Source organism: Streptomyces sp. SD15 (assembly GCF_054462255.1).
The window spans coordinates 1-19,345 of record NZ_JBTLMO010000023.1 but is presented as its reverse complement, the minus strand read 5'-3'; the positions used below and the strand labels follow the sequence as shown (position 1 = coordinate 19,345).

Genomic DNA, 19,345 nt, shown 5'->3' with positions numbered 1-19,345 from the left:
TCACCCCGAACCGTGATTCCATGGCTGGAGTTGCGTCGACACCGCCAGGATCGTCACCGTTTCGGCGGTCTTGACGGCCGGGTACTTGCGCGATCCGTCCCGCCCGTGTGGACTACGGCCAACGCCACGCGCACGCGCGTGGCTGACATCTACCGCAAAACAATCAGGAGGCAAGCCGTGAGCGCGACCGCGGACCACGCGGAGGAGCGGACCAACCCGGCCGCCAGGCTGGGGTTCGAGCCCGGACAGGTGGTCCAGGAGATCGGCTTCGACGACGACGTTGACCACGAGCTCCGTGAAGGTATCGAATCGTTGATCGGCCAGGATCTGGTCGATGAGGACTACGACGACGTCGCTGACGTCGTGCTGCTGTGGTTCCGCGACGAGGACGGCGACCTCACGGATTCTCTGGTGGACGCCATCGGTCTCCTTGAGGACGGCGGCATGATCTGGCTGCTGACCCCGAAGACCGGCCGGGACGGTTACGTCGAGCCCAGCGACATCAGTGATGCCGCACAGACCGCCGGTCTCTCCCAGACGAAGAGCATCTCCGTGGGCAAGGAGTGGTCGGGCACCCGCCTGGCCACGCCCAAGTCGAAGCGCTGAGCTCCCGCTCCGTCTGCCGCAGGACATCGTGTGAGGCCCCCACCGACGAACGGTCGGCGGGGGCCTCACCCATGGGCTGACCCATGGGCCGGCTCATGCCCGAGGCCATGGGCCGGCCCATGAGCCGCGCCGGGCCCGGCCGGGTCGCACCGGGGCGCGCGGCGGACGCTGCGTAGGCTGGGCGTCACCCGAACAGCCCCTTCGAAGGGAAGCGTGTGACTATGGCGATCGAGGTCGGCACCGAGGCCCCGGACTTCGAGCTCAAGGACAACCACGGTGCCACCGTGAAGCTGTCCGACTTCCGTGGCAAGAAGAACGTGGTGCTGCTCTTCTACCCGTTCGCCTTCACCGGCGTGTGCACCGGCGAGCTGTGCGCCCTGCGCGACGAACTGCCGAAGTTCGTCAACGACGAGGTCCAGCTGCTGGCCGTCTCCAACGACTCCATCCACACCCTGCGCGTCTTCGCCGAGCAGGAGGGCCTGGAGTACCCGCTGCTCTCCGACTTCTGGCCGCACGGCAACACTTCGCGCGCGTACGGCGTCTTCGACGAGGACAAGGGTTGTGCCGTGCGCGGCACCTTCATCATCGACAAGGCGGGCGTCGTCCGCTGGACCGTCGTCAACGGTCTGCCCGACGCGCGTGACCTGAATGAGTACGTAAAGGCGCTCGACACCCTGTGATTGTTCGGTTCCAAGCCCTGCGTGGTGTGGGAACCCGTCACTAGGATCGACACGTTGATCCGATACCAACGCACTACGGGGCTCCCCGCCCCTGGACACCATTGGGAGGACTCGTGGGAGTCAGTCTCAGCAAGGGCGGCAACGTATCTCTGACGAAGGAGGCCCCGGGACTGACCGCGGTCATCGTCGGTCTGGGATGGGACGCCCGCACCACCACCGGCGTCGACTTCGACCTCGACGCCAGCGCCATCCTGACGAACGCGGACGGCAAGGTCAGTTCCGACCAGAACTTCGTGTTCTTCAACAACCTGAAGAGCCCGGACGGCTCGGTCGAGCACACCGGGGACAACATCACCGGTGAGGGCGAGGGCGACGACGAGCAGGTCAAGGTCAACCTCGCCGCCGTCCCGGCCGAGGTCCAGCGGATCGTGTTCCCGGTCTCGATCTACGACGCCGAGAACCGCCAGCAGTCGTTCGGCCAGGTCCGCAACGCGTTCATCCGCGTCGTGAACCAGGCGGGCGAGGCGGAGATCGCGCGTTACGACCTCTCCGAGGACGCCTCGACGGAGACCGCGATGGTCTTCGGCGAGCTGTACCGCAGCGGCGCGGAGTGGAAGTTCCGCGCCATCGGCCAGGGCTACGCCTCGGGCCTGCGCGGCATCGCGCAGGACTTCGGCGTGAACGTCTGACCCACTCCGAGCCGTACGGCCTTCGGCTCATCGGTCCGGCGCCGCGCCCTCGGGTGCGGCGCCGAGGCCCGCTGAACAACCCGCTGTGTTGTCCCGGGGGGACAACCCGGATCCCGGCCGGAAAGACGGGTTGGCCAGGGGCCCGGCGGGGATATCGCCTGCAAAACTGCATGAACGCTTCACCGGGGAGGAAACAGATCATGGGCGTCACGCTCGCCAAGGGAGGCAATGTCTCCCTCTCCAAGGCCGCACCCAACCTCACGCAGGTGTTGATCGGGCTCGGCTGGGACGCGCGCTCGACCACCGGAGCCGACTTCGACCTGGACGCCAGCGCCCTGCTGTGCCAGTCCGGCCGGGTGCTCGGTGACGAATGGTTCATCTTCTACAACCAGCTCAAGAGCCCGGACGGCTCGGTGGAGCACACCGGTGACAACCTCACGGGTGAGGGCGACGGTGACGACGAGTCGATCCTGATCGACCTCTCCAAGGTGCCGGCTCACGTCGACAAGATCGTCTTCCCGGTCTCCATCCACGACGCCGACAACCGCGGCCAGACCTTCGGCCAGGTCAGCAACGCGTTCATCCGCGTGGTCAACCAGGCCGACGGCCAGGAGCTCGCCCGCTACGACCTCTCCGAGGACGCCTCCACGGAGACCGCGATGATCTTCGGCGAGGTCTACCGCTACAACAGCGAGTGGAAGTTCCGCGCGGTGGGTCAGGGGTACGCGTCCGGCTTGCGCGGCATCGCCCTTGATTTCGGGGTCAACGTCTCCTAGGGCCCGCCCACGTCAGCCGAAGGGGCGGCCCTTTAGACTTCGTGGTCAACAGTAGGTAAAGCCGAGTACGGCGCGGGGGAGACCCGTACACACACGATGATTGGGTAGCCAGTGCTTCTGAAAACCTTCGGCTGGTCGTTTGCGGTCACCGCGCTCGGCCTCGTCGCAGCGGTCTTCTACGGGGGGTGGACCGGCTTCGGCATCGTGGCGATCCTCTCCATCCTGGAGATCTCGCTGTCCTTCGACAACGCGGTGGTCAACGCCGGAATCCTGAAGAAGATGAGTGCCTTCTGGCAGAAGATCTTCCTCACCATCGGTGTGCTGATCGCCGTATTCGGCATGCGGCTGGTGTTCCCTGTCGTCATCGTCGCCGTCAGCGCGCAGCTGGGTCCGATCGAGGCCGTCGACCTCGCGCTGAACAACAAGGACCAGTACGAGCAGCTCGTCACCGACGCCCACCCGGCGATCGCCGCCTTCGGTGGCATGTTCCTGCTGATGATCTTCCTCGACTTCATCTTCGAGGACCGCGACATCAAGTGGCTCGGCTGGCTGGAGCGGCCGCTGGCCAAGCTCGGCAAGATCGACATGCTGTCGGTCTGCATCGCGCTGATCGTGCTGATGGTCTCCGCCATGACCTTCGCGACCCACGCCCACCAGCACGGCGGCATGCACGTCGACAAGGCGGCGACGGTCCTGCTCTCCGGCATCGCGGGCCTGATCACGTACATGATCGTCGGCGGACTCTCCGGCTACTTCGAGGACAAACTCGAGGAAGAGGAGGAGCGGGAGCACGAGGCGGAGGAAGAGGCCGAGCGGACCGGCAAGAAGAAGCCGGCCATCGTCCTCGCCGGCCAGGCCGCGTTCTTCATGTTCCTCTACCTCGAGGTCCTGGACGCGTCGTTCTCCTTCGACGGTGTCATCGGCGCCTTCGCCATCACCAACGACATCGTGCTGATGGCCCTCGGCCTCGGTATCGGCGCCATGTACGTCCGTTCGCTCACGGTCTACCTGGTCCGCCAGGGCACCCTCGACGACTACGTCTACCTGGAGCACGGCGCGCACTACGCGATCGGTGCCCTCGCCGTGATCCTCCTGGTCACCATCCAGTACCAGATCAACGAGGTCATCACCGGCCTCGTCGGCGTCGTCCTGATCGGCTGGTCCTTCATCTCGTCCGTGCGCCGCAACAGGGCACTGGCGGCGGCCGAGGGTAAAACCTCGGACGACAAGACTGAAATCTCGTCCGGGGTCTGACGCCCTTTTTTGGGGCTCGGTTCGCCTCCGGGGCGCTTGTGCCGGTGTCGAGACCCCGATCGTGCTCGGCCCTTCGGGCCTCCGCGCGATCGGGGTCTCGACACCGGCGCGCCCCTTCGGCTCACTCGCCCTTTTTTGTGGCTCGGATCGCCCCCGGCGCGCCCCTTCGGCTCACTCGTCCGGGGGTGTGAACCGGGATCGGTTGAGGAACGCTCTGAGCGGGGCGGCTGTCGAGGACGAGTCCTGACGGCCGCCCCGTCGCGTAGTGAAGGGACGGGGCACGTGGGAACGTGGGGGCGGGAATGAGTTTCTGGGGCGATCTGTGGCGCGGGCGCTCGGCGGACTTCGACTCCGGCAGCGCGGCCACCAACTCCATAGAACTGACCAAGCGGAACCACACGGTCTCGCTCAACAAGCAGGGTGCGGAAACCGGCAATCTGCGCATCAACCTGTCCTGGCGGATGCGTACCTCCGACATCGGCGGTCAGGAGCGCGGCAGCCTGCTGCGCAACCCCCTCAGGACTTTCAAGCCCGAAATGGTCCAGGCGCACACCCAGAGCATGGTGAACGTCGACCTCGACCTCGGCGTCCTGTACGAGCTCGCGGACGGCACCAAGGGCGTGGTCCAGCCCCTGGGCAGCTTCTTCGGCGAACTCAACGGCGCGCCGTATGTGAAGCTCAGCGGAGACGACCGCTTCGGCTCGGCGTCGGGTGAGACGATCTACGTCAACCTCGACCACCGCGACAACATCAAACGACTCCTGGTCTTCGTCTACATCTACGACCAGACCCCGGCCTTCGACCGTACGCACGCCATCGTCACGCTCTTCCCGAGCAACGGCCCGCGGATCGAGATCGGCCTCGACGAACGCCATCCGCAGGCCCGGTCCTGTGCCGTCGTAATGATCGAGAACCACAAGGGCGAGCTGATCGTGCGACGCGAGGTGAAGTTCGTGTACGGCTTCCAGGCCGAACTCGACCGGCTCTACGGCTGGGGGCTTCAGTGGGGGCGGGGGTACAAGTCGAAGGTGGATCGTTGACGGTTCGCCTGCCCGGAGCCCCTTTCAGGCCCTAACGCCCGATGAACTGTGGTCCTTGCGGCGGCAGCTTGAAGTCCGGGTCCGGGAGTGTGCTCACCGGCTGAGGGAAGCCGTAGGCGGGCTGTGCGGGGGCCGCGGTCTGGGGCTGGGGGTAGCCGTAGGCCGACTGGCCGGTCGGCTGGGGATAGCCGTACGCCGGCGGGGTCGTGGCCGTGGCTGACGTCTGCGGCTGCGGATAGCCGTACGCGGGCTGCTGGGGGACCGGGGCGGGCGGCTGCTCGGGCGGCAGCGGTACCGAGGTCTCCGGCGACCCGGCGGGGGCGGCCCAGGTCGAGGCGTCGGGTACGGATCCGGGTGCGGCCCCGGGTACGGACCCGGTCACGGGCGCGGCGTCCGGATCCGACTCGTCCACCGTGATCCCGAAGTCGGAGGCGAGCCCCTCCAGGCCGTTCGGATAGCCCTCGCCGAGCGCCCGGAACTTCCAGCCCTGGCCGCGCCGGTACAGCTCCCCGCAGATCAGCGCCGTCTCCGCGCCGGTCTCCGGCTTGATGTCGAAGTAGGCCAACGGTTCGCCGTCCGCGGCGGACGCGTCGTACAGCAGGATGCGCAGGGCGCGTACGTGGTCGAAGGTGACGCCCTCCGCCGATGCGACCAGCAGAATCTGTCCGACGCCGGACTCGACACCGGCCAGATCTGTCTGGATCGTGTCGGTCAGGCCTTCGGTGACGCGCTTCTTGCCGAGCCGCCAGACCTTGCCCGAGGGATGGCGTGGCTGGTTGTAGAAGACGAAGTCCTCGTCGGATCGCACACGGCCGTCGGGACCGAGGAGCAGCGCCGAGGCATCGACATCGGGAACACCCTGCCCGGGCGTCCAGCGCAGTACGGCGCGTACCGCTGCGGCGTCCAGCGGGACGTTCGACCCCTTCAGCATCGCGTGCGTCATGCGGTCATCCTGCCCTCTCGGTCCTGGTCACGACAACGTGGGGGTGAGGAATCCGGGTCAAGAGGGAAGACAACCGACACGGCCGAGTTACCTGAACTTCATGCCCGATGGGAACCCCTGACATGGATCCATACGTACTATTACCGGCCACATCACGTAGGGCCGCCTAGCCGTCACGGGGGAGTTACATGCGTCACTTCGGGCATATCGCCCCTGAAGAGCGGCGGCGTCTGTTCTATCGAGAGCCGAGCGCCTTCACCGCCGATTCCCCGGCCCGCGTGCTCGCGGCGGCTCTCGGGGCCACTCTGTACAGCCCGGCGACCAGGCCGCGGCTGGCCGACGACGTCGTCAAGCAGGCCGGACGCGGTGTGGTCTCCATGGTGCTGTGCCTGGAGGATTCGATCGACGACGCCGAGGTCGTGGGCGCCGAGGAGAACCTGGTCAGGCAGTTCGCCGACCTCGCCGGACGGTCCGGGACCGAGCTTCCGCTGCTGTTCGTGCGGGTCCGCGAGCCCGCGCAGATCCCGGACCTCGTGCGGCGGCTCGGCCCCACCGTGCGGCTGCTGTCCGGATTCGTACTGCCGAAGTTCACCGAGGAGCGGGGCGTCCCGTTCATGGAGGCGCTCGGCGCGGCCGAGTCCGCGAGCGGGCGGCGCCTGTTCGCCATGCCGGTCCTCGAGTCGCCCGGCCTGCTGTACCTGGAGAGCCGCCGGGAGACCCTGGAGGGGATCTCCCGCACGGTCGACAAGTACCGCGACCGGGTCCTCGCGCTGCGCCTCGGCGTCACCGACTTCTGCTCGGCGTACGGGCTGCGCAGAGCGCCCGACATGACCGCGTACGACGTGCAGATCGTCGCCTCCGTGATCGCCGACGTGGTGAACATGCTGGGGCGGGCGGACGGCACGGGATTCACGGTGACCGGGCCGGTGTGGGAGTACTTCCGGGTCCAGGAGCGCATGTTCAAGCCGCAGCTGCGCCGCAGCCCCTTCACCCCGGAGGCGGAGGACCTGCGCAACGCGCTGATAGAACACGACCTGGACGGGCTGCTGCGCGAGATCGCCCTCGACCGCGCCAACGGCCTGCTCGGCAAGACCTGCATCCACCCCTCGCACGTACCGGCCGTGCACGCGCTGTCCGTCGTCACCCATGAGGAGTACAGCGACGCACAGGACATCCTGCGGCCCGAGCGCGGCGGTGGCGGCGTGCTGCGGTCGGCGTACACGAACAAAATGAACGAGGTGAAGCCGCATCGCGCCTGGGCCGAGCGCACCCTCCAGCGCGCCGAGGTTTTCGGTGTCGCCAACGAGGACATCGGCTTCGTGGAGCTCCTCGCCGCGGGGCTGCCGACCTGAACCGGCCCGACCGAGCGACCAGGCCCGACCGAGCGACCAGGCCCGACCAGCGATCAACAAGGAATCCGATCAACAAGGAATCGATGAGCAACGTGGTGTGGACGGGAACCTGGGTCGCCGAGCGGCTCGGGGTCGAACTGCTCGGTGACGAGCAGCTGAGCGACCTGCTGGGGCTCGCGCTGCGGCGCAACCCCCGGCGGGCGCATCTGCTGGTGTCGAACGTGCTGGGCAAGCATGTCCCGCAGTCACCGTCCGTGGTGTACGGATACGGGTTCGCACTCGGCCGGCGGGTGCGCGAGCTGCTCGGCACGGAGGGCGCCCGCGCGGCCGTCGTCCTCGGGTACGCCGAGACCGCCACCGGCCTCGGCCACTCCGTCGCCGACGGCGTGGGCCTCGCCCCCTACCTCCACTCGACCCGCCGCCCCGTCGCGGGCGTCGCCACGGCGGGCGGCTTCGAGGAGTCGCACTCGCACGCCACGTCGCATCTGCTCCTCCCGGAGGACCCCGACCTGCTCGCGGGTCCCGGCCCGCTGGTCCTCGTCGACGACGAGTTCTCCACCGGCAACACGGTCCTGAACACCATCCGCGATCTCCACGCCCGCTACCCGCGCGAGCGGTACGTGGTCGTGGCACTCGTCGACATGCGCTCGGCCGCCGACCTGGGGCGGCTGGAGGACTTCGCCCAGGAGATCGGCGCACGGGTCGACCTCGTCACAGCGGCCTCGGGGACGGTGCGGCTCCCGGAGGGCGTACTGGAGAAGGGCCAGGCCCTGGTCGCGCGGTACGCGTCCACCGACGGGCAGGAGCAGGTGACTGGGTCCGGGGCGCGGGGTTCCGGTGCGGTTCGTGTCGAGCTCGGGTGGCCGCGTGGTGTCCCCGACGGGGGCCGGCACGGGTTCACGCCCGGGCATCGAATACGCCTGGACGGCGCCCTGCCGACGATGGCCGCGCGGATCGCCGACGCGTTGCCGGACAGCGCCCGGCGGGTGCTGGTGCTCGGCTTCGAGGAGCTGATGTACGCGCCGCTGCGGCTGGCACGGGAGCTGGAGCAGGTCGTGGCCGCCGAGGTGCGCTACTCCACGACCACCCGCTCGCCCGTCCTCGCCCTCGACGACCCCGGCTACGCGATCCGCACCCGCCTCGTCTTCCCGGCCCACGACAACCCGGACGACGGCCCCGGCGAGCGCTACGCCTACAACGTCGCGGGCGCCGGCTTCGACGCCGTGGTCGCCGTCGTCGACTCCACCGCCGACACCCCCGCACTGCACGCCCCCGACGGCCTGCTGGCCCAGCTCGCGGCCCACAGCCCGAGCGTCCTGCTCGCCGTCGTCCCGTCGTACGTCCCCGCGCGGCCGTCCACCGAAAGGCCCTCCATGCTGCCTGAGCCCCTCCGAGGCCCAGCCTTCTCCTCGTACCCGCCGGACGAGGTCGGCTGGCTGCTCCAGGACCTCTCGGACGTGACCCTGGAGGCGCCGACCGAGGAGCGCGAGGAGGCGATCCAGAGCGGCGGCGCGCACTACGCGGAATCGCTGCCGATGGAGTACCAGCCGAGCGCCCAGTATCAGGAGCTGTTCCACGCGGCCCTGGGCACCTCGGCGGCCCGTATCGCCCAGGCCGTCGGCGCCGTCACCGAGCTGGTGCTCGCCGAGCGCTCCCCGCGGCCCGTACTCGTCTCGCTCGCCCGCGCGGGCACCCCTGTAGGCGTCCTGATGCGCCGCTGGGCCCAGCACCGGCACGGTCTCGACCTGCCGCACTACGCCGTGTCCATCGTGCGTGGCCGCGGCATCGACGCCAACGCGCTGCGCTGGCTCGCCGCCCACCACGACCCGGCCGATGTCGTGTTCGTCGACGGCTGGACCGGCAAGGGCGCGATCACCCGGGAACTCGTCCAGGCCGTCGAGGAGTTCGAGACCCTCGAGGGCGTCACCGGTTTCGACCCGGAGATCGCGGTCCTCGCCGACCCGGGCTCGTGCGTGCGGACGTACGGCACCCGTGAGGACTTCCTCATCCCCTCCGCCTGCCTCAACTCGACGGTCTCGGGGCTGATCTCGCGTACGGTGCTGCGTTCCGACCTGGTGGGCGAGCACGACTTCCACGGCGCGAAGTTCTACCGTGAACTCGCCGGATCCGATGTCTCCGTCGACTTCCTGGACACCGTCGCCGCCCACTTCGCCGACGTCGCCGACGCGGCCTGCGCCCAGGCCAAGGAACTCCTCGCCGCCGACCGCACCCCCACCTGGGAGGGCTGGGCGGCGGTCGAGCGGATCAGCGAGGAGTACGAGATCCACGACGTGAACCTCGTCAAGCCGGGCGTCGGCGAGACCACCCGGGTGCTGCTGCGCCGCGTGCCCTGGAAGATCCTGGCCCGCGCCGGAGCGGGCGCCGACCTCGACCACGTACGCCTGCTCGCCGAGCAGCGTGGGGTGCCCGTCGAGGAGGTCGCCGAACTCCCGTACACCTGCGTGGGGTTGATCCACCCGAAGTACACGCGCGGCGCGACCGGTGCCGACGGCAAGGCGGTGACGGTCTGATGTCCACGCCCAGGACGCTCGTCGCCAGCGACCTCGACCGTACGCTGATTTACTCCGCCGCCGCCCTCGCCCTGACCATGCCGGACGCGCGGGCGCCCCGGCTGCTCTGCGTCGAGGTGCACGAGAGCCGGCCGCTGTCGTACATGACCGAGACGGCCGCCGCGCTGCTCTCCGAGCTCGGTGACGTGGCTGACTTCGTGCCCACCACGACCCGTACCCGTAAGCAGTACCAGCGCATCAACCTGCCGGGTCCCGCCCCGAAGTACGCGATCTGCGCCAACGGCGGGCACCTGCTCGTCGACGGGGTCTCCGACCCCGAGTGGCACGCGCGCGTGACGGCGCGGCTGGCCACGGAGTGCGCGCCACTGGAGGAGGTACGGGAGCATCTGGAGGCCACCGCCGACCCGGCCTGGGTGCGTAAGCACCGGGTTGCCGAGGACCTGTTCGTCTATCTCGTCGTCGAGCGCGAACTGCTCTCCGAGGAGTGGGTGAAGGAACTCGCGGTCTGGGCCGAGAACCGCGGCTGGACCGTATCCCTCCAGGGCCGCAAGATCTACGCCGTGCCGAAGCCGCTCACCAAGAGCGCGGCCATGAGTGAGGTCGCCCGCCGCACCGGGGCGACCCTGACCTTGGCCGCCGGTGACTCCCTCCTCGACGCCGACCTCCTGCTCGCCGCCGACCGCGGCTGGCGTCCCGGCCACGGCGAACTCGCGGACACCGACTGGACGGCACCGGCGATCACCGCGCTGCCCGAGCGGGGCGTCGCGGCGGGGGAGCGCATCCTGCGCGAATTCCTCCACACCTGCGGCCGCCCGCCCCAGCCCTAGGGCCTGTCGTCAGCTCAGCCCCCCGGACCGGGTTTGAGGGCTCGGCTGGGGTTGGGTCTGGGAGCTCTGCCCGGGCGGTGTGGGAGCCCTGCCCGGGTAGGGGTTGAGCCGCCCCCGGGCACGGGGTGGGAGCCCCGCCGGGGGCCGTTTGTGGACACTGCCGGGGGCCGGTTCGGCCGAGGCGGGCCTCCGGTGGGGTGGAGCTGAAGAGTTTGTGAGAAATCTCCGTGGGTCAGCCGCAGCAGCCTCCGCCGCAGCACCCGCCTCCGCCACCGCCCGCGCGCGGCGCCTGCGCCGAGGCCGACGCCGAGCCGCCGACGGCGACCGCGACGGTCGACAGGAGTTTCACCGTGTCGTCGTGCCCGTCGGGGCAGGCCGCGGGGGCGGCGGAATCCGCCATGGGACGGGACAGTTCGAACGTGTTGCCGCAGGTCCGGCAGCGGTACTCGTAGCGAGGCATGCCCACAGATTAGCTGGCACCTTCCCGAGACCACAGGGCTCCGCGGCCTTCTCGCGGTGTGGTGCCGTGGCCGAGGACCGGACGCTCCGCCGGGTGCGGTGCCGAGATCCGGAGCCGGACGATCCCGCGGTCCCGGGCAGGCCGACTGGGTCCTCCGAGTGCCTCCGAGTGCCTCCGAGTCCCTCCCGATTGCCCCCTGATCGTCTTCCTGATCTTTTCTGTCTCGTTCCTGATCGAAGGGATTTCGATAGTCGCTGATAATTTATGAGAGCCGCGACGAGCCGCAAGGTCGGGGAGGGGGGCTCGCAGCCGCATTTGTGCGGCCGCTGCATCTACCCGCGCGCGCAAATCCGAAGTGCGAAGTGCGGAGGGAGACGCAGTCGTGACCGAGGCATGGCATCGAACCGATGCCCCGTATCCCCTGGGCCGTCCACGCGCCGGAGCCCGCCGTGGCTAGAGGGGCGGACGACGACCGTCCGAACAGTCGCCGAGGCGAGCCGGAAGGGCCCGAGAGCGGTCGTACGGAGAATGAGGTTCCCGCCGAGCGAACCACCCAGCTTCGTATCCCCTTTCTCGCCGAGCGAACCACCCAGCTCCGTATACCGTCTCCCGCCGAGGTTCCCACCGAGGTTCCCGGCGGGGCGGACCCGGAGGCGGAGGACTCCGCAGAACGCGCCAATCAGGGGGCCGGTTCAAGCCATCGTGGCTCCCGTCGCAAACCCGCACAGCCGTCCGCCCTGGCAGGAAAGTTCGCGCCCCTCGCCCGCCGTCTGCGCCCGCAGTACCCGCGACCCGGCCGCACCGGCTGGCGGCGCTGGGCGCCCTCCTGGCGGCAGTGGCTGGCGGCCTGGGGCCTGGCGCTGGGGCTGAGCGGCTCGCTGCTCGCCATCGCCTACGCCGCGACGGACATACCCGAGGACCTGAACACGTACGCCACCCAGCAGGACAACGTCTACTTCTGGTCGGACGGGACGCCCATGGCCCGTACCGGGTGGGTGCGGCGGCAGGCGATGCCGCTGAAGGACATACCCGAGGACGTCCGCTGGGCGGTGCTCGCGGCGGAGAACGAGAGCTTCTACTCCGACCCCGGCATCTCCCTCAAAGGCATCACACGCGCCCTGGTGCGCACCGTGGGCGAGGGGGACACCCAGGGTGGCTCCACCATCACCCAGCAGTACGTCAAGAACGTCTATCTGAACCAGGACCGTTCGGTGAGCCGCAAGTTCACCGAGGCGATGATCGCCCTCAAGCTCGACAACAAGATGAGCAAGGACAAGATCCTCGAGGGCTACCTCAACACCAGCTGGTTCGGCCGCGGAACCTACGGCCTCCAGCGGGCCGCCCAGGCCTACTACGGCAAGGACGTGAGCCGGCTCAACGCCAGCGAGGGCGCGTTCCTCGCCTCCCTGCTCAAGGGCGCCGGGCTCTACGACCCCATCCTGAGCAAGGCGAACCACCAGCGGGCGGTGGAGCGCTGGTCCTGGACCCTCGACCGCATGGTCGACATCGGCAAGCTGTCGCCGTCCGAGCGGGCCAAGTACAAGAAGTTCCCCGAGCCGCTCAAGCAGTCCCGGACCTACGACACCGGCAAGCAGAGCGACTACCTGGTGGAGCTGGCGACCCAGTACGCGAAGAAGGCCGCGAACATCTCGGACAAGGAGTTCGACCTGGGCGGCTACCAGATCTACACGACCTTCGACCGGAAACGGGAGACGGCGCTCACCGACACCGTGGCCAAGGCCCGTAAGAAGGCGCTGAAGGACGACCCCGCCAAGGCGAAGACCGCGCACTACGGGGCCGCCTCGGTGGCCACCGACGGCCGGATCCTCGCCGTGTACGGCGGACCCGACCACCGTACGCAGGGCTACAACGAGTCCAACGCCACCACCGTCCCGGCCGGCTCGGCGTTCCTGCCGTTCGTCTACGCCGCCGGGCTGCAGAACGGCGTCCACCTGACACGCGAGGGCGCGGCGACACCGGTCACCCCCGATTCCGTCTACGACGGGAACGACGGCGTGCCGGTCACCACGCCCGAGGGGCCCTACTGGGACCGCAGCGGCAAGAAGGTCGCCGCCCACAACGACGGCGGCACGTCGTACGGGCAGATCACCCTGCGCCAGGCGCTTGCCCAGTCCGTGAACACGCCGTTCATGCAGCTCGGCATGGACACGGGCCTGGCCACGGTGCGGAAGACCGCCGAGGACGTCGGCCTGCTCTCGTCCAGCCTGGGACCGCAGGTGCCCGCGCTGACCATGGGCAACTCCACGCCCAGCGCGATCCGGATGGCGAGTTCCTATGCCACCTTCGCCGCGGGCGGGACGCACACCGAGCCGTACTCCGTGCGACGTGTCACCCGCAACGGCCACGGGGTCGCCCTGGACACGCCCGACCCGAGCCGCGCGGTGCGAGCCGAGGTGGCCCGCCAGGTCACCGAAGCGCTCACGGACTCCTTCCGTGCCGCGCACCCCGACGCGGCCCCCGCCACGGCGCAGGTGTCCGGGAAGAGCGGCACCACGGAGAAGGACACCGCCGCCTGGTACACGGGGACGAACCGTTCCGTGACGACCTCCGTCGTCGTCTACCGCATGGACCTGACCAAGAGCCTCGAACCGTTGCCGCTCAAGGGAATCTCCGGCACGCCCGCCGACGACGTCCCGTACGGCATCTGGTCCGGCGCCATGAGCCCGCTCGGCTGACCCCGACGGCCGAGTCCGCTCGGCAGCCTCCGATGGCCGAGTCCGCTCGGCAGACCCCGACGGCCGAGAGGCCGTCGCACGCTCCTTCCGCCCTTCTCGCAGAATGTGCCCCGCATGAACTCGAAGCACAGCCGTCGCCGCCGCGACCCCGCTCCCGCTCCTGGTTCCTCCCGCCCCGGTTCGTCCCGCCAGAGTTTCGCGGCCATGGCGGCCTTCCTCGTCGTCACGTCCACGGCCGCCACCTTCCTGGCCCTGAACGGCTCGGACAGCACCGCACCGACCGCGTCCAGCGGCGGAGGCCGCTCCAGCAGCAGTGACGCCAACCCGAAGGCGTCGAAGGAACCCGCCTGGGACGGCAAGACCAAGATCATCGGGGACGGCTCCACGTCCTACACCGGGCCGCAGAAGGGCGAGTTGAAGCCCGTACCGCTCAAGCCGGGCGAGAAGCCGCCCCAGTTCGTCGTCTTCTCCTGGGACGGCGCTCTCGCGGGCGACGACGAACTCTTCACCCACTACCGGGAGCTGGCCAAGCAGTACAACGCCCACATGACGTTCTTCCTGACCGGCATCTACGTGCTGCCCAAGGACAAGAAGACGCTCTACGACCCGCCCATGCACCCGCTGGGATCCGCGGCGATCAGCTACCCCACCGACGAGCACATCCGCACCACGCTGACGGAGCTCGGCAAGGCGTGGAAGGAGGGCAACGAGATCGGCTCGCACTTCAACGGCCACTTCTGCGGCGCCAAGGGCGGCGGCGACTGGAGCACCGAGGAGTGGAAGACCGAGATCGAGGAGTTCTACTCCTTCCTGCAGAACTGGAAGACCAACACCGGCTACACCGACCTGCCCCCGCTGCCCTTCGACGCGGAGAAGGAGATCACCGGCGGGCGCGCGCCCTGCCTGGAGGGCCAGAAGAACCTGCTCCCCGCCATCAAGGACTTCGGCTGGCGCTACGACGCCAGCTCCGCGGGCGACTTCCAGATATGGCCCGGCAAGAAGGAGGGCGTCTGGGACTTCCCGCTGCAGATGCTCCCCTACGAGGACGGCGACTACCAAGCCCTGTCCATGGACTTCAACTTCCTCTACAACCAGTCCGACGGCGAGACCGAAGGCGACCCGGCCATGTACCCCCAGTGGGAGCAGGAGACACTCGACACCTACATGGCCGGCTTCAACCGGGTGTACTACGGCAGTCGGGCGCCCCTGTTCATCGGCAACCACTTCGAGAACTGGAACGGCGGCATCTACATGAAGTCCGTCGACCAGGTCATCAAGAATGTGTGCACCAAGAAGGGCGTTCGCTGTGTGTCCTTCCGTGAACTGGCCGACTGGCTCGACGTGCAGAAGCCCGAGACGCTGGAGCGACTGCGCGGCCTGGACCCGGCGCAGTCGCCGGACTGGTCGACAGTGGTGGAGTAGGTGTCGGGCGCCCGTCAACTTACCGGCCGGGCAGGGGGATTGCCTCCGGCCCGGGTCGAATCCCCCCGGACTCATCACAGTTGGGGAGGGCATGTAAAGATGCCCCTCCCGGTGTCCGGCCGGGGATAAGGAGAATTCTCAGTGAGATCGAAGAAGTTGAGCCGTAGATGCTCGACCGTGACGGCGGTCGCCCTCTCCGCCGTCCTGCTTCCCCTGTCCGCCGCCCACGCGGCCGGCACGCCGTCCCCGTCCGCTCTCAAGGTGAACAAGGCGACGACCGACGCCTTCGGCCGCATGGCGGACGCCGTGTTCACCGATCGTACGGCCGCCCTGCTCGTGGGGAGCCAGCCCTCCCGTACGGCACTGAAGCCGACGGGCGGCATACAGCTGTCCGCCGCGCTGGCGCGTACGGAGAACACCGCGCTGACCTCCCTGCGCGGCACCCGGTCCCGCCTGGCGGCGCTGGGCGAGGCCTACACCGCCGCCGACACCAAGGTCACCGTGGACAGGACCCGGGTGAGCGGCAAGCGGGCCACCGCCTGGGTCACCGAGACCACCACCCTCACGTACAAGAAGATCCGTGGCGACGAGCCCGACACGACGGGCTTCGACGCACACCACGTCCTGACCTTCACCGCCCAGTCGGACGGTACCTGGAAGCTGTCGGCCGAGCGCTCGACGGACCCGGGCACCCCGCAGGTGAACCAGCCCGTCACCACGGCGGCGCGGATGACCACGCTGGCCGTTTTCGACGCCCCCCCGGCAGCGACCACGTATCCCGCGCCCGCCAACCCCAAGAAGCTCACCGGTGGCGCGTACAACTACGCGGCGATGGCGACGTACGCCGAGAAGTACTGGAAGAACTACAACCCGGCCTACCGGAAGTTCAACTCGGTCGGCGGGGACTGCACCAACTTCGTGAGCCAGAGCCTGCTGGCGGGCGGCTGGCAGCCGATCAGCACCGTGACTCCGGAGGAGTACGACACCTGGTACTACGTCGCCAACGGCCAGTCCGACTCCTGGGCGGGCGTGAACGAGTGGTCCTGGTTCACCCAGACCGCCAAGCGCACCACGCCGCTGGCGAACGTCTACCAGATGGACGTCGGTGACGTCATGCAGGTGGACTTCGACAAGGACGGGTCCAAGGACCACACGATGATCACGTCGTACCGGAGCTCGAGCGGCATGCCGTATCTGACCTACCACGACGCCGACACCTACCGCCGGTCGGTGTCGAGCATCCTCGCGTCGTACCCGACCTCGGCGTACTACGCGTACCGCACCTGATGCACGCTATGACTCCGGCGGCTTAGGTGGCACGGCCCTGCGTTCCTCCTGCGGGGCCGTTGCCGCGGGCTTTGCCGTGGGCTCGGCCGCGGGCTTTGTCCCGGCCTCTGCTGCGGGCTTTGTCCCGGCCTCGGTCCCGGCCACTGTCCCGGGCTCTGCCTTGGGGGTTGTCGCCGCTGCCGTTATCGCTCCCGCTGTCGCCGTCGCCGCGACCCGCAGCCGCTGCTCCTCCTCCGCCCGCTCGGGATTGCGGGCCCTCCAGTACGGGTTGTCGTGCGGCAGCGCGGAGCCGACTCTTCCGTACATCCCGAAGAACATCAGCATGATGCCCACCACAAAGCTGAACAGCACGTTCTGGATGCGGAAGGCGAGGAAGTTGTAGCCGGTGTCCAGCAGCGCCAGGTTCAGGAAACCGCTGAGGATGAAGAGGATGCCGAACACCATGTTGATGGTGGAGGCGGTGTTCCCGCCGATCACCATCCCCGCGAACAGGATCAGCCCGACGCAGATCGACAGCACGCTGAGGGTGCCGTTGGTGTTCAGACCCGCGACCGTGTCCCCTTGAGTGTCGAAGAAGCCGACCTTGCCGATCAGGCCCAGGATGCCGAAGGCGAGCAGGACGAGGCCCATGAGGCCCGCGCCGACCCGGTAGACCTTGCTGAGCCGGTGATCGACGGGTAGATGCTCGTCGAGATCGATGTGTCGTTTGGATCCCGGACGAACTGCGTGCGTGGCCATATCCGCCTCCCTCTGCAGCTAGCGGAGGCCGTACGTACAGTCCAGCATCCGCCCGAGGAGCCCGGTGCGCCAACGGGACGGGCGCCCTTTGCCGGGCGGGGCTCTTTGCCGGGCGGGGTCTCTCAGGTCGCCCCCGCGCCCCGCTCCTCGCGGATCTGCGTGACCACCCGGGTCACCGCTCCCCGCACCGCCTCCGTCTCGGTCAGGAAGTGCCAGTAGTCGGGGTGGCGGCCCTCCAGCGCGGCGATGGCACGGTCGAGACGGGCGACGGAGTCGTCGAGCGGGCGGGCGTGCCGAGGGTCGGGGGTGTTGCGGCCCGCCATGGCCAGTCGCTGGGCGTCACGGATGGCGAACCGGGTGCGGTCGATCTCCGCTTGCGGGTTCTTGGACACGGCGTTCAGCCGCCGCAGCCGCTCGCCGGCCGCCGACACGGCCTCATCGGTGTTGTTCAGCAGCGCCCGCACGGTGGACAGCCGCGAGGTCGCGTCCGGCCAGCGCTGGGCGGCACGAGCGGCCTGCGCCTCCTTCAGCTTCAGCTCGGCCTGCCGTACGTTCTCCACGGCCTGCTCCGGTACCTGCTGGAGGTCCTGCCAGCAGGTGGCCGCGAACCGGCGCCGCAGCTCGCTCAGCACCGGCTCCACCTGCCCGGAGCGGGTGGTGAGCGCCTCGGCGCGGGTGCGCAGCGAGACGAGCCGATGGTCGATCTCGGCGGCCTTCTCCGGCAACCGCTCCGCCTCCGCGCGCACCGCCCCGGCCTCCCGCGAAACCCGCTCCGCGCGCTCCAGCGTCTCCGGCACGCCGTGCTGCCCGGCCCCTTGGTTCAGCTTGGTCAGGTCCGACCCGAGGGCGGCGAGCCGGGCGGCGAGATCATCGGCCTGGAGCCCGGACCGGCGTACCGAGTCCAGGGCGTTCGAGGCGGCGAGGAGGTCCTGCCGGGCGCGCTCGACGGCCGGGGCGAGCCGGGCCAGCTGCGTCTCGGCCTTGCCGAGCAACGGCCCGAGCCCCTGCTCGAACCGCTCCAGCTCCCCCTTCACCCGCCCCAGCTCGTCCTTGGCGGCGGTGAGCTCGCTGCGGGCGCGCGCGGCGGCCGACGCCTCCAGTTCGTCCCGGTCGAGGTCGTGGGCGTCGACGGCTTCGATGTACTTCTGACTGGCCTCGTCGATGCGCCGCCCCAGCGCGTCGAAGTCGGAGACGGCGCGGCGGGCGGCGGGGGTGTCGTCGACCGCCTTGATCGTCTCGATCGAGATCCGCAGATCGCGCTGGGCGCTGTCCAGTTCGTAGAAGGCGGCCGCGGCGGCGTCCTTCGCGGCCTGCGCCTCCGCCCGCTGGCTCTCCGAGCGCCCCCCGAACCACCGCCGGGTGCCGCCACCGGCGAAGGCGGCGGGCAGCACGAGGACGGCGAGGAGCGGCAACGCGATGAGGGTGATCACGTCACGGGCGACATGGGGGATGGCGACATGGGGGATCGTCGAAGGACGACGATGTGCTGGACGATGGCTTGCTTGCTGTGCGCATGGCACAAACGGCGTGTACGGCTGCGAAGGTGTCGCCGTCACATCCCTCTCCCGTGCTGTCATCCGCCCTGCCCGGTGTCATTCTCCCACCGGTTAAGGACGAACACACGGGCCGGTTAGTTCGCGGTTCGTACTGTGATCTTCCCGTCGCACCGAGACGGCGACACCGCGCGGCATCACGATCCGGTGCTTGGCGCTGCAGAACCCCCGCTCCGTATCGCCTCCGCTCACCGCATACGGGTTTGCGAGGCATCCCCCCGGGCAATGTAGGCTGTCGACTCGTCCTGGGCGCGTAGCTCAGTGGTAGAGCGCCGCCCTTACAAGGCGGATGTCGGCGGTTCGAAACCGTCCGCGCCCACCAGTCCTAGGACATGAGAAAGGCCCAGATCAGCGGGTGGGTACCCGGAGATCTGGGCCTTGATCTTTCTCGGCGACTTTTCGGCGCCGTGCCACTAGCCTCGATCGTTCATGAGTCCTCGTCGGTTTGCTGACGGGGACTCTGCGTTTGTGTGGTGCGGTCTTTTCGGGGC

The 19,345-nt window shown here is 69.0% G+C and carries 16 protein-coding genes and 1 tRNA gene; 13 read left to right on the top strand and 4 right to left on the bottom strand.

Annotated elements, in window-relative coordinates; genetic code table 11:
- Positions 1-177 precede the first annotated feature (177 nt).
- The 6 genes from ACX28W_RS22975 to ACX28W_RS22950 all read left to right on the top strand — a co-directional run bounded on the left by ACX28W_RS22975 (position 178) and on the right by ACX28W_RS22950 (position 5,045).
- The gene (locus tag ACX28W_RS22975) at positions 178-606 is read left to right on the top strand and encodes a DUF3052 domain-containing protein (RefSeq protein ID WP_362084038.1); all 429 of its coding nucleotides are present in this window, start codon (positions 178-180) and stop codon (positions 604-606) included.
- A 221-nt stretch (positions 607-827) separates the two neighbouring features.
- Positions 828-1,286 carry a peroxiredoxin gene (locus ACX28W_RS22970; RefSeq protein ID WP_459001188.1) on the top strand — a complete coding sequence of 153 codons (459 nt, stop codon included), beginning with the start codon at positions 828-830 and terminating at the stop codon, positions 1,284-1,286.
- Between the two features lie 113 nt (positions 1,287-1,399).
- Positions 1,400-1,975: a TerD family protein gene (locus ACX28W_RS22965; RefSeq protein ID WP_459001032.1), complete on the top strand. Its 576-nt coding sequence runs from the start codon at positions 1,400-1,402 to the stop codon at positions 1,973-1,975.
- A gap of 200 nt (positions 1,976-2,175) precedes the next feature.
- Positions 2,176-2,751, top strand: coding sequence for a TerD family protein (locus ACX28W_RS22960; protein WP_362084044.1), 576 nt, complete (start codon positions 2,176-2,178; stop codon positions 2,749-2,751).
- Between the two features lie 111 nt (positions 2,752-2,862).
- Entirely contained in the window at positions 2,863-4,005 is a 1,143-nt protein-coding gene (locus ACX28W_RS22955) for a DUF475 domain-containing protein (protein WP_459001030.1), read from the top strand.
- A 302-nt stretch (positions 4,006-4,307) separates the two neighbouring features.
- Positions 4,308-5,045 (top strand): TerD family protein, encoded by a 738-nt coding sequence (locus ACX28W_RS22950; RefSeq protein WP_459001028.1) that lies wholly within the window; start codon positions 4,308-4,310, stop codon positions 5,043-5,045.
- 31 nt (positions 5,046-5,076) lie between these two features.
- Here ACX28W_RS22950 and ACX28W_RS22945 read toward each other — a convergent pair whose 3' ends face one another.
- Positions 5,077-5,988, bottom strand: coding sequence for a TerD family protein (locus ACX28W_RS22945; RefSeq protein WP_459001026.1), 912 nt, complete (start codon positions 5,986-5,988; stop codon positions 5,077-5,079).
- Positions 5,989-6,176: 188 nt separating this feature from the next.
- On the opposite strand from ACX28W_RS22945, the gene ACX28W_RS22940 reads away from it, so the two are divergent.
- The 3 genes from ACX28W_RS22940 (at position 6,177) to ACX28W_RS22930 (ending at position 10,698) form a co-directional block, all read left to right on the top strand.
- The gene (locus ACX28W_RS22940; RefSeq protein WP_459001024.1) at positions 6,177-7,340 is read left to right on the top strand and encodes an HpcH/HpaI aldolase/citrate lyase family protein; all 1,164 of its coding nucleotides are present in this window, start codon (positions 6,177-6,179) and stop codon (positions 7,338-7,340) included.
- An 83-nt stretch (positions 7,341-7,423) separates the two neighbouring features.
- On the top strand, positions 7,424-9,871 hold the full coding sequence (locus tag ACX28W_RS22935; protein WP_459001022.1) for a phosphoribosyltransferase: 2,448 nt from the start codon (positions 7,424-7,426) through the stop codon (positions 9,869-9,871).
- Positions 9,871-10,698 (top strand): HAD family hydrolase, encoded by an 828-nt coding sequence (locus ACX28W_RS22930; protein ID WP_459001020.1) that lies wholly within the window; start codon positions 9,871-9,873, stop codon positions 10,696-10,698. Before ACX28W_RS22935 ends, ACX28W_RS22930 begins: the two co-directional genes overlap by 1 nt.
- Before the next feature lie 232 nt (positions 10,699-10,930).
- Here the strand turns inward: ACX28W_RS22930 and ACX28W_RS22925 are convergent, their stop codons facing one another.
- Positions 10,931-11,158 (bottom strand): FmdB family zinc ribbon protein, encoded by a 228-nt coding sequence (locus ACX28W_RS22925; RefSeq protein WP_459001019.1) that lies wholly within the window; start codon positions 11,156-11,158, stop codon positions 10,931-10,933.
- Between the two features lie 407 nt (positions 11,159-11,565).
- On the opposite strand from ACX28W_RS22925, the gene ACX28W_RS22920 reads away from it, so the two are divergent.
- The 3 genes from ACX28W_RS22920 (at position 11,566) to ACX28W_RS22910 (ending at position 16,563) form a co-directional block, all read left to right on the top strand.
- A complete protein-coding gene (locus ACX28W_RS22920) occupies positions 11,566-13,854 on the top strand; it encodes a transglycosylase domain-containing protein (protein WP_459001017.1) in 2,289 nt (762 codons plus the stop codon).
- Between the two features lie 114 nt (positions 13,855-13,968).
- Positions 13,969-15,276, top strand: coding sequence for a polysaccharide deacetylase family protein (locus tag ACX28W_RS22915; protein WP_459001015.1), 1,308 nt, complete (start codon positions 13,969-13,971; stop codon positions 15,274-15,276).
- Between the two features lie 141 nt (positions 15,277-15,417).
- Positions 15,418-16,563 (top strand): amidase domain-containing protein, encoded by a 1,146-nt coding sequence (locus tag ACX28W_RS22910; protein WP_459001013.1) that lies wholly within the window; start codon positions 15,418-15,420, stop codon positions 16,561-16,563.
- Positions 16,564-16,569: 6 nt separating this feature from the next.
- On the opposite strand, the gene ACX28W_RS22905 is transcribed toward ACX28W_RS22910, so the two are convergent.
- Positions 16,570-17,301, bottom strand: coding sequence for a DUF4383 domain-containing protein (locus ACX28W_RS22905; RefSeq protein ID WP_459001011.1), 732 nt, complete (start codon positions 17,299-17,301; stop codon positions 16,570-16,572).
- Positions 17,302-17,423: 122 nt separating this feature from the next.
- The gene (locus ACX28W_RS22900) at positions 17,424-18,857 is read right to left on the bottom strand and encodes a hypothetical protein (protein WP_459001010.1); all 1,434 of its coding nucleotides are present in this window, start codon (positions 18,855-18,857) and stop codon (positions 17,424-17,426) included.
- A gap of 244 nt (positions 18,858-19,101) precedes the next feature.
- Between ACX28W_RS22900 and ACX28W_RS22895 the strand changes: the two genes are divergently transcribed.
- A tRNA-Val gene (locus ACX28W_RS22895) sits at positions 19,102-19,176 on the top strand.
- Positions 19,177-19,345 lie beyond the last annotated feature (169 nt).

Coding starts and splice junctions, on each gene's coding strand:
- ACX28W_RS22970 (WP_459001188.1), top strand. CDS start 828: ATGGCGATCGAGGTCGGCACCGAGGCCCCGGACTTCGAGCTCAAGGAC.
- ACX28W_RS22960 (WP_362084044.1), top strand. CDS start 2,176: ATGGGCGTCACGCTCGCCAAGGGAGGCAATGTCTCCCTCTCCAAGGCC.
- ACX28W_RS22950 (WP_459001028.1), top strand. CDS start 4,308: ATGAGTTTCTGGGGCGATCTGTGGCGCGGGCGCTCGGCGGACTTCGAC.
- ACX28W_RS22945 (WP_459001026.1), bottom strand. CDS start 5,988: ATGACGCACGCGATGCTGAAGGGGTCGAACGTCCCGCTGGACGCCGCA.
- ACX28W_RS22940 (WP_459001024.1), top strand. CDS start 6,177: ATGCGTCACTTCGGGCATATCGCCCCTGAAGAGCGGCGGCGTCTGTTC.
- ACX28W_RS22935 (WP_459001022.1), top strand. CDS start 7,424: ATGAGCAACGTGGTGTGGACGGGAACCTGGGTCGCCGAGCGGCTCGGG.
- ACX28W_RS22930 (WP_459001020.1), top strand. CDS start 9,871: ATGTCCACGCCCAGGACGCTCGTCGCCAGCGACCTCGACCGTACGCTG.
- ACX28W_RS22925 (WP_459001019.1), bottom strand. CDS start 11,158: ATGCCTCGCTACGAGTACCGCTGCCGGACCTGCGGCAACACGTTCGAA.
- ACX28W_RS22920 (WP_459001017.1), top strand. CDS start 11,566: ATGCCCCGTATCCCCTGGGCCGTCCACGCGCCGGAGCCCGCCGTGGCT.
- ACX28W_RS22915 (WP_459001015.1), top strand. CDS start 13,969: ATGAACTCGAAGCACAGCCGTCGCCGCCGCGACCCCGCTCCCGCTCCT.
- ACX28W_RS22905 (WP_459001011.1), bottom strand. CDS start 17,301: ATGGCCACGCACGCAGTTCGTCCGGGATCCAAACGACACATCGATCTC.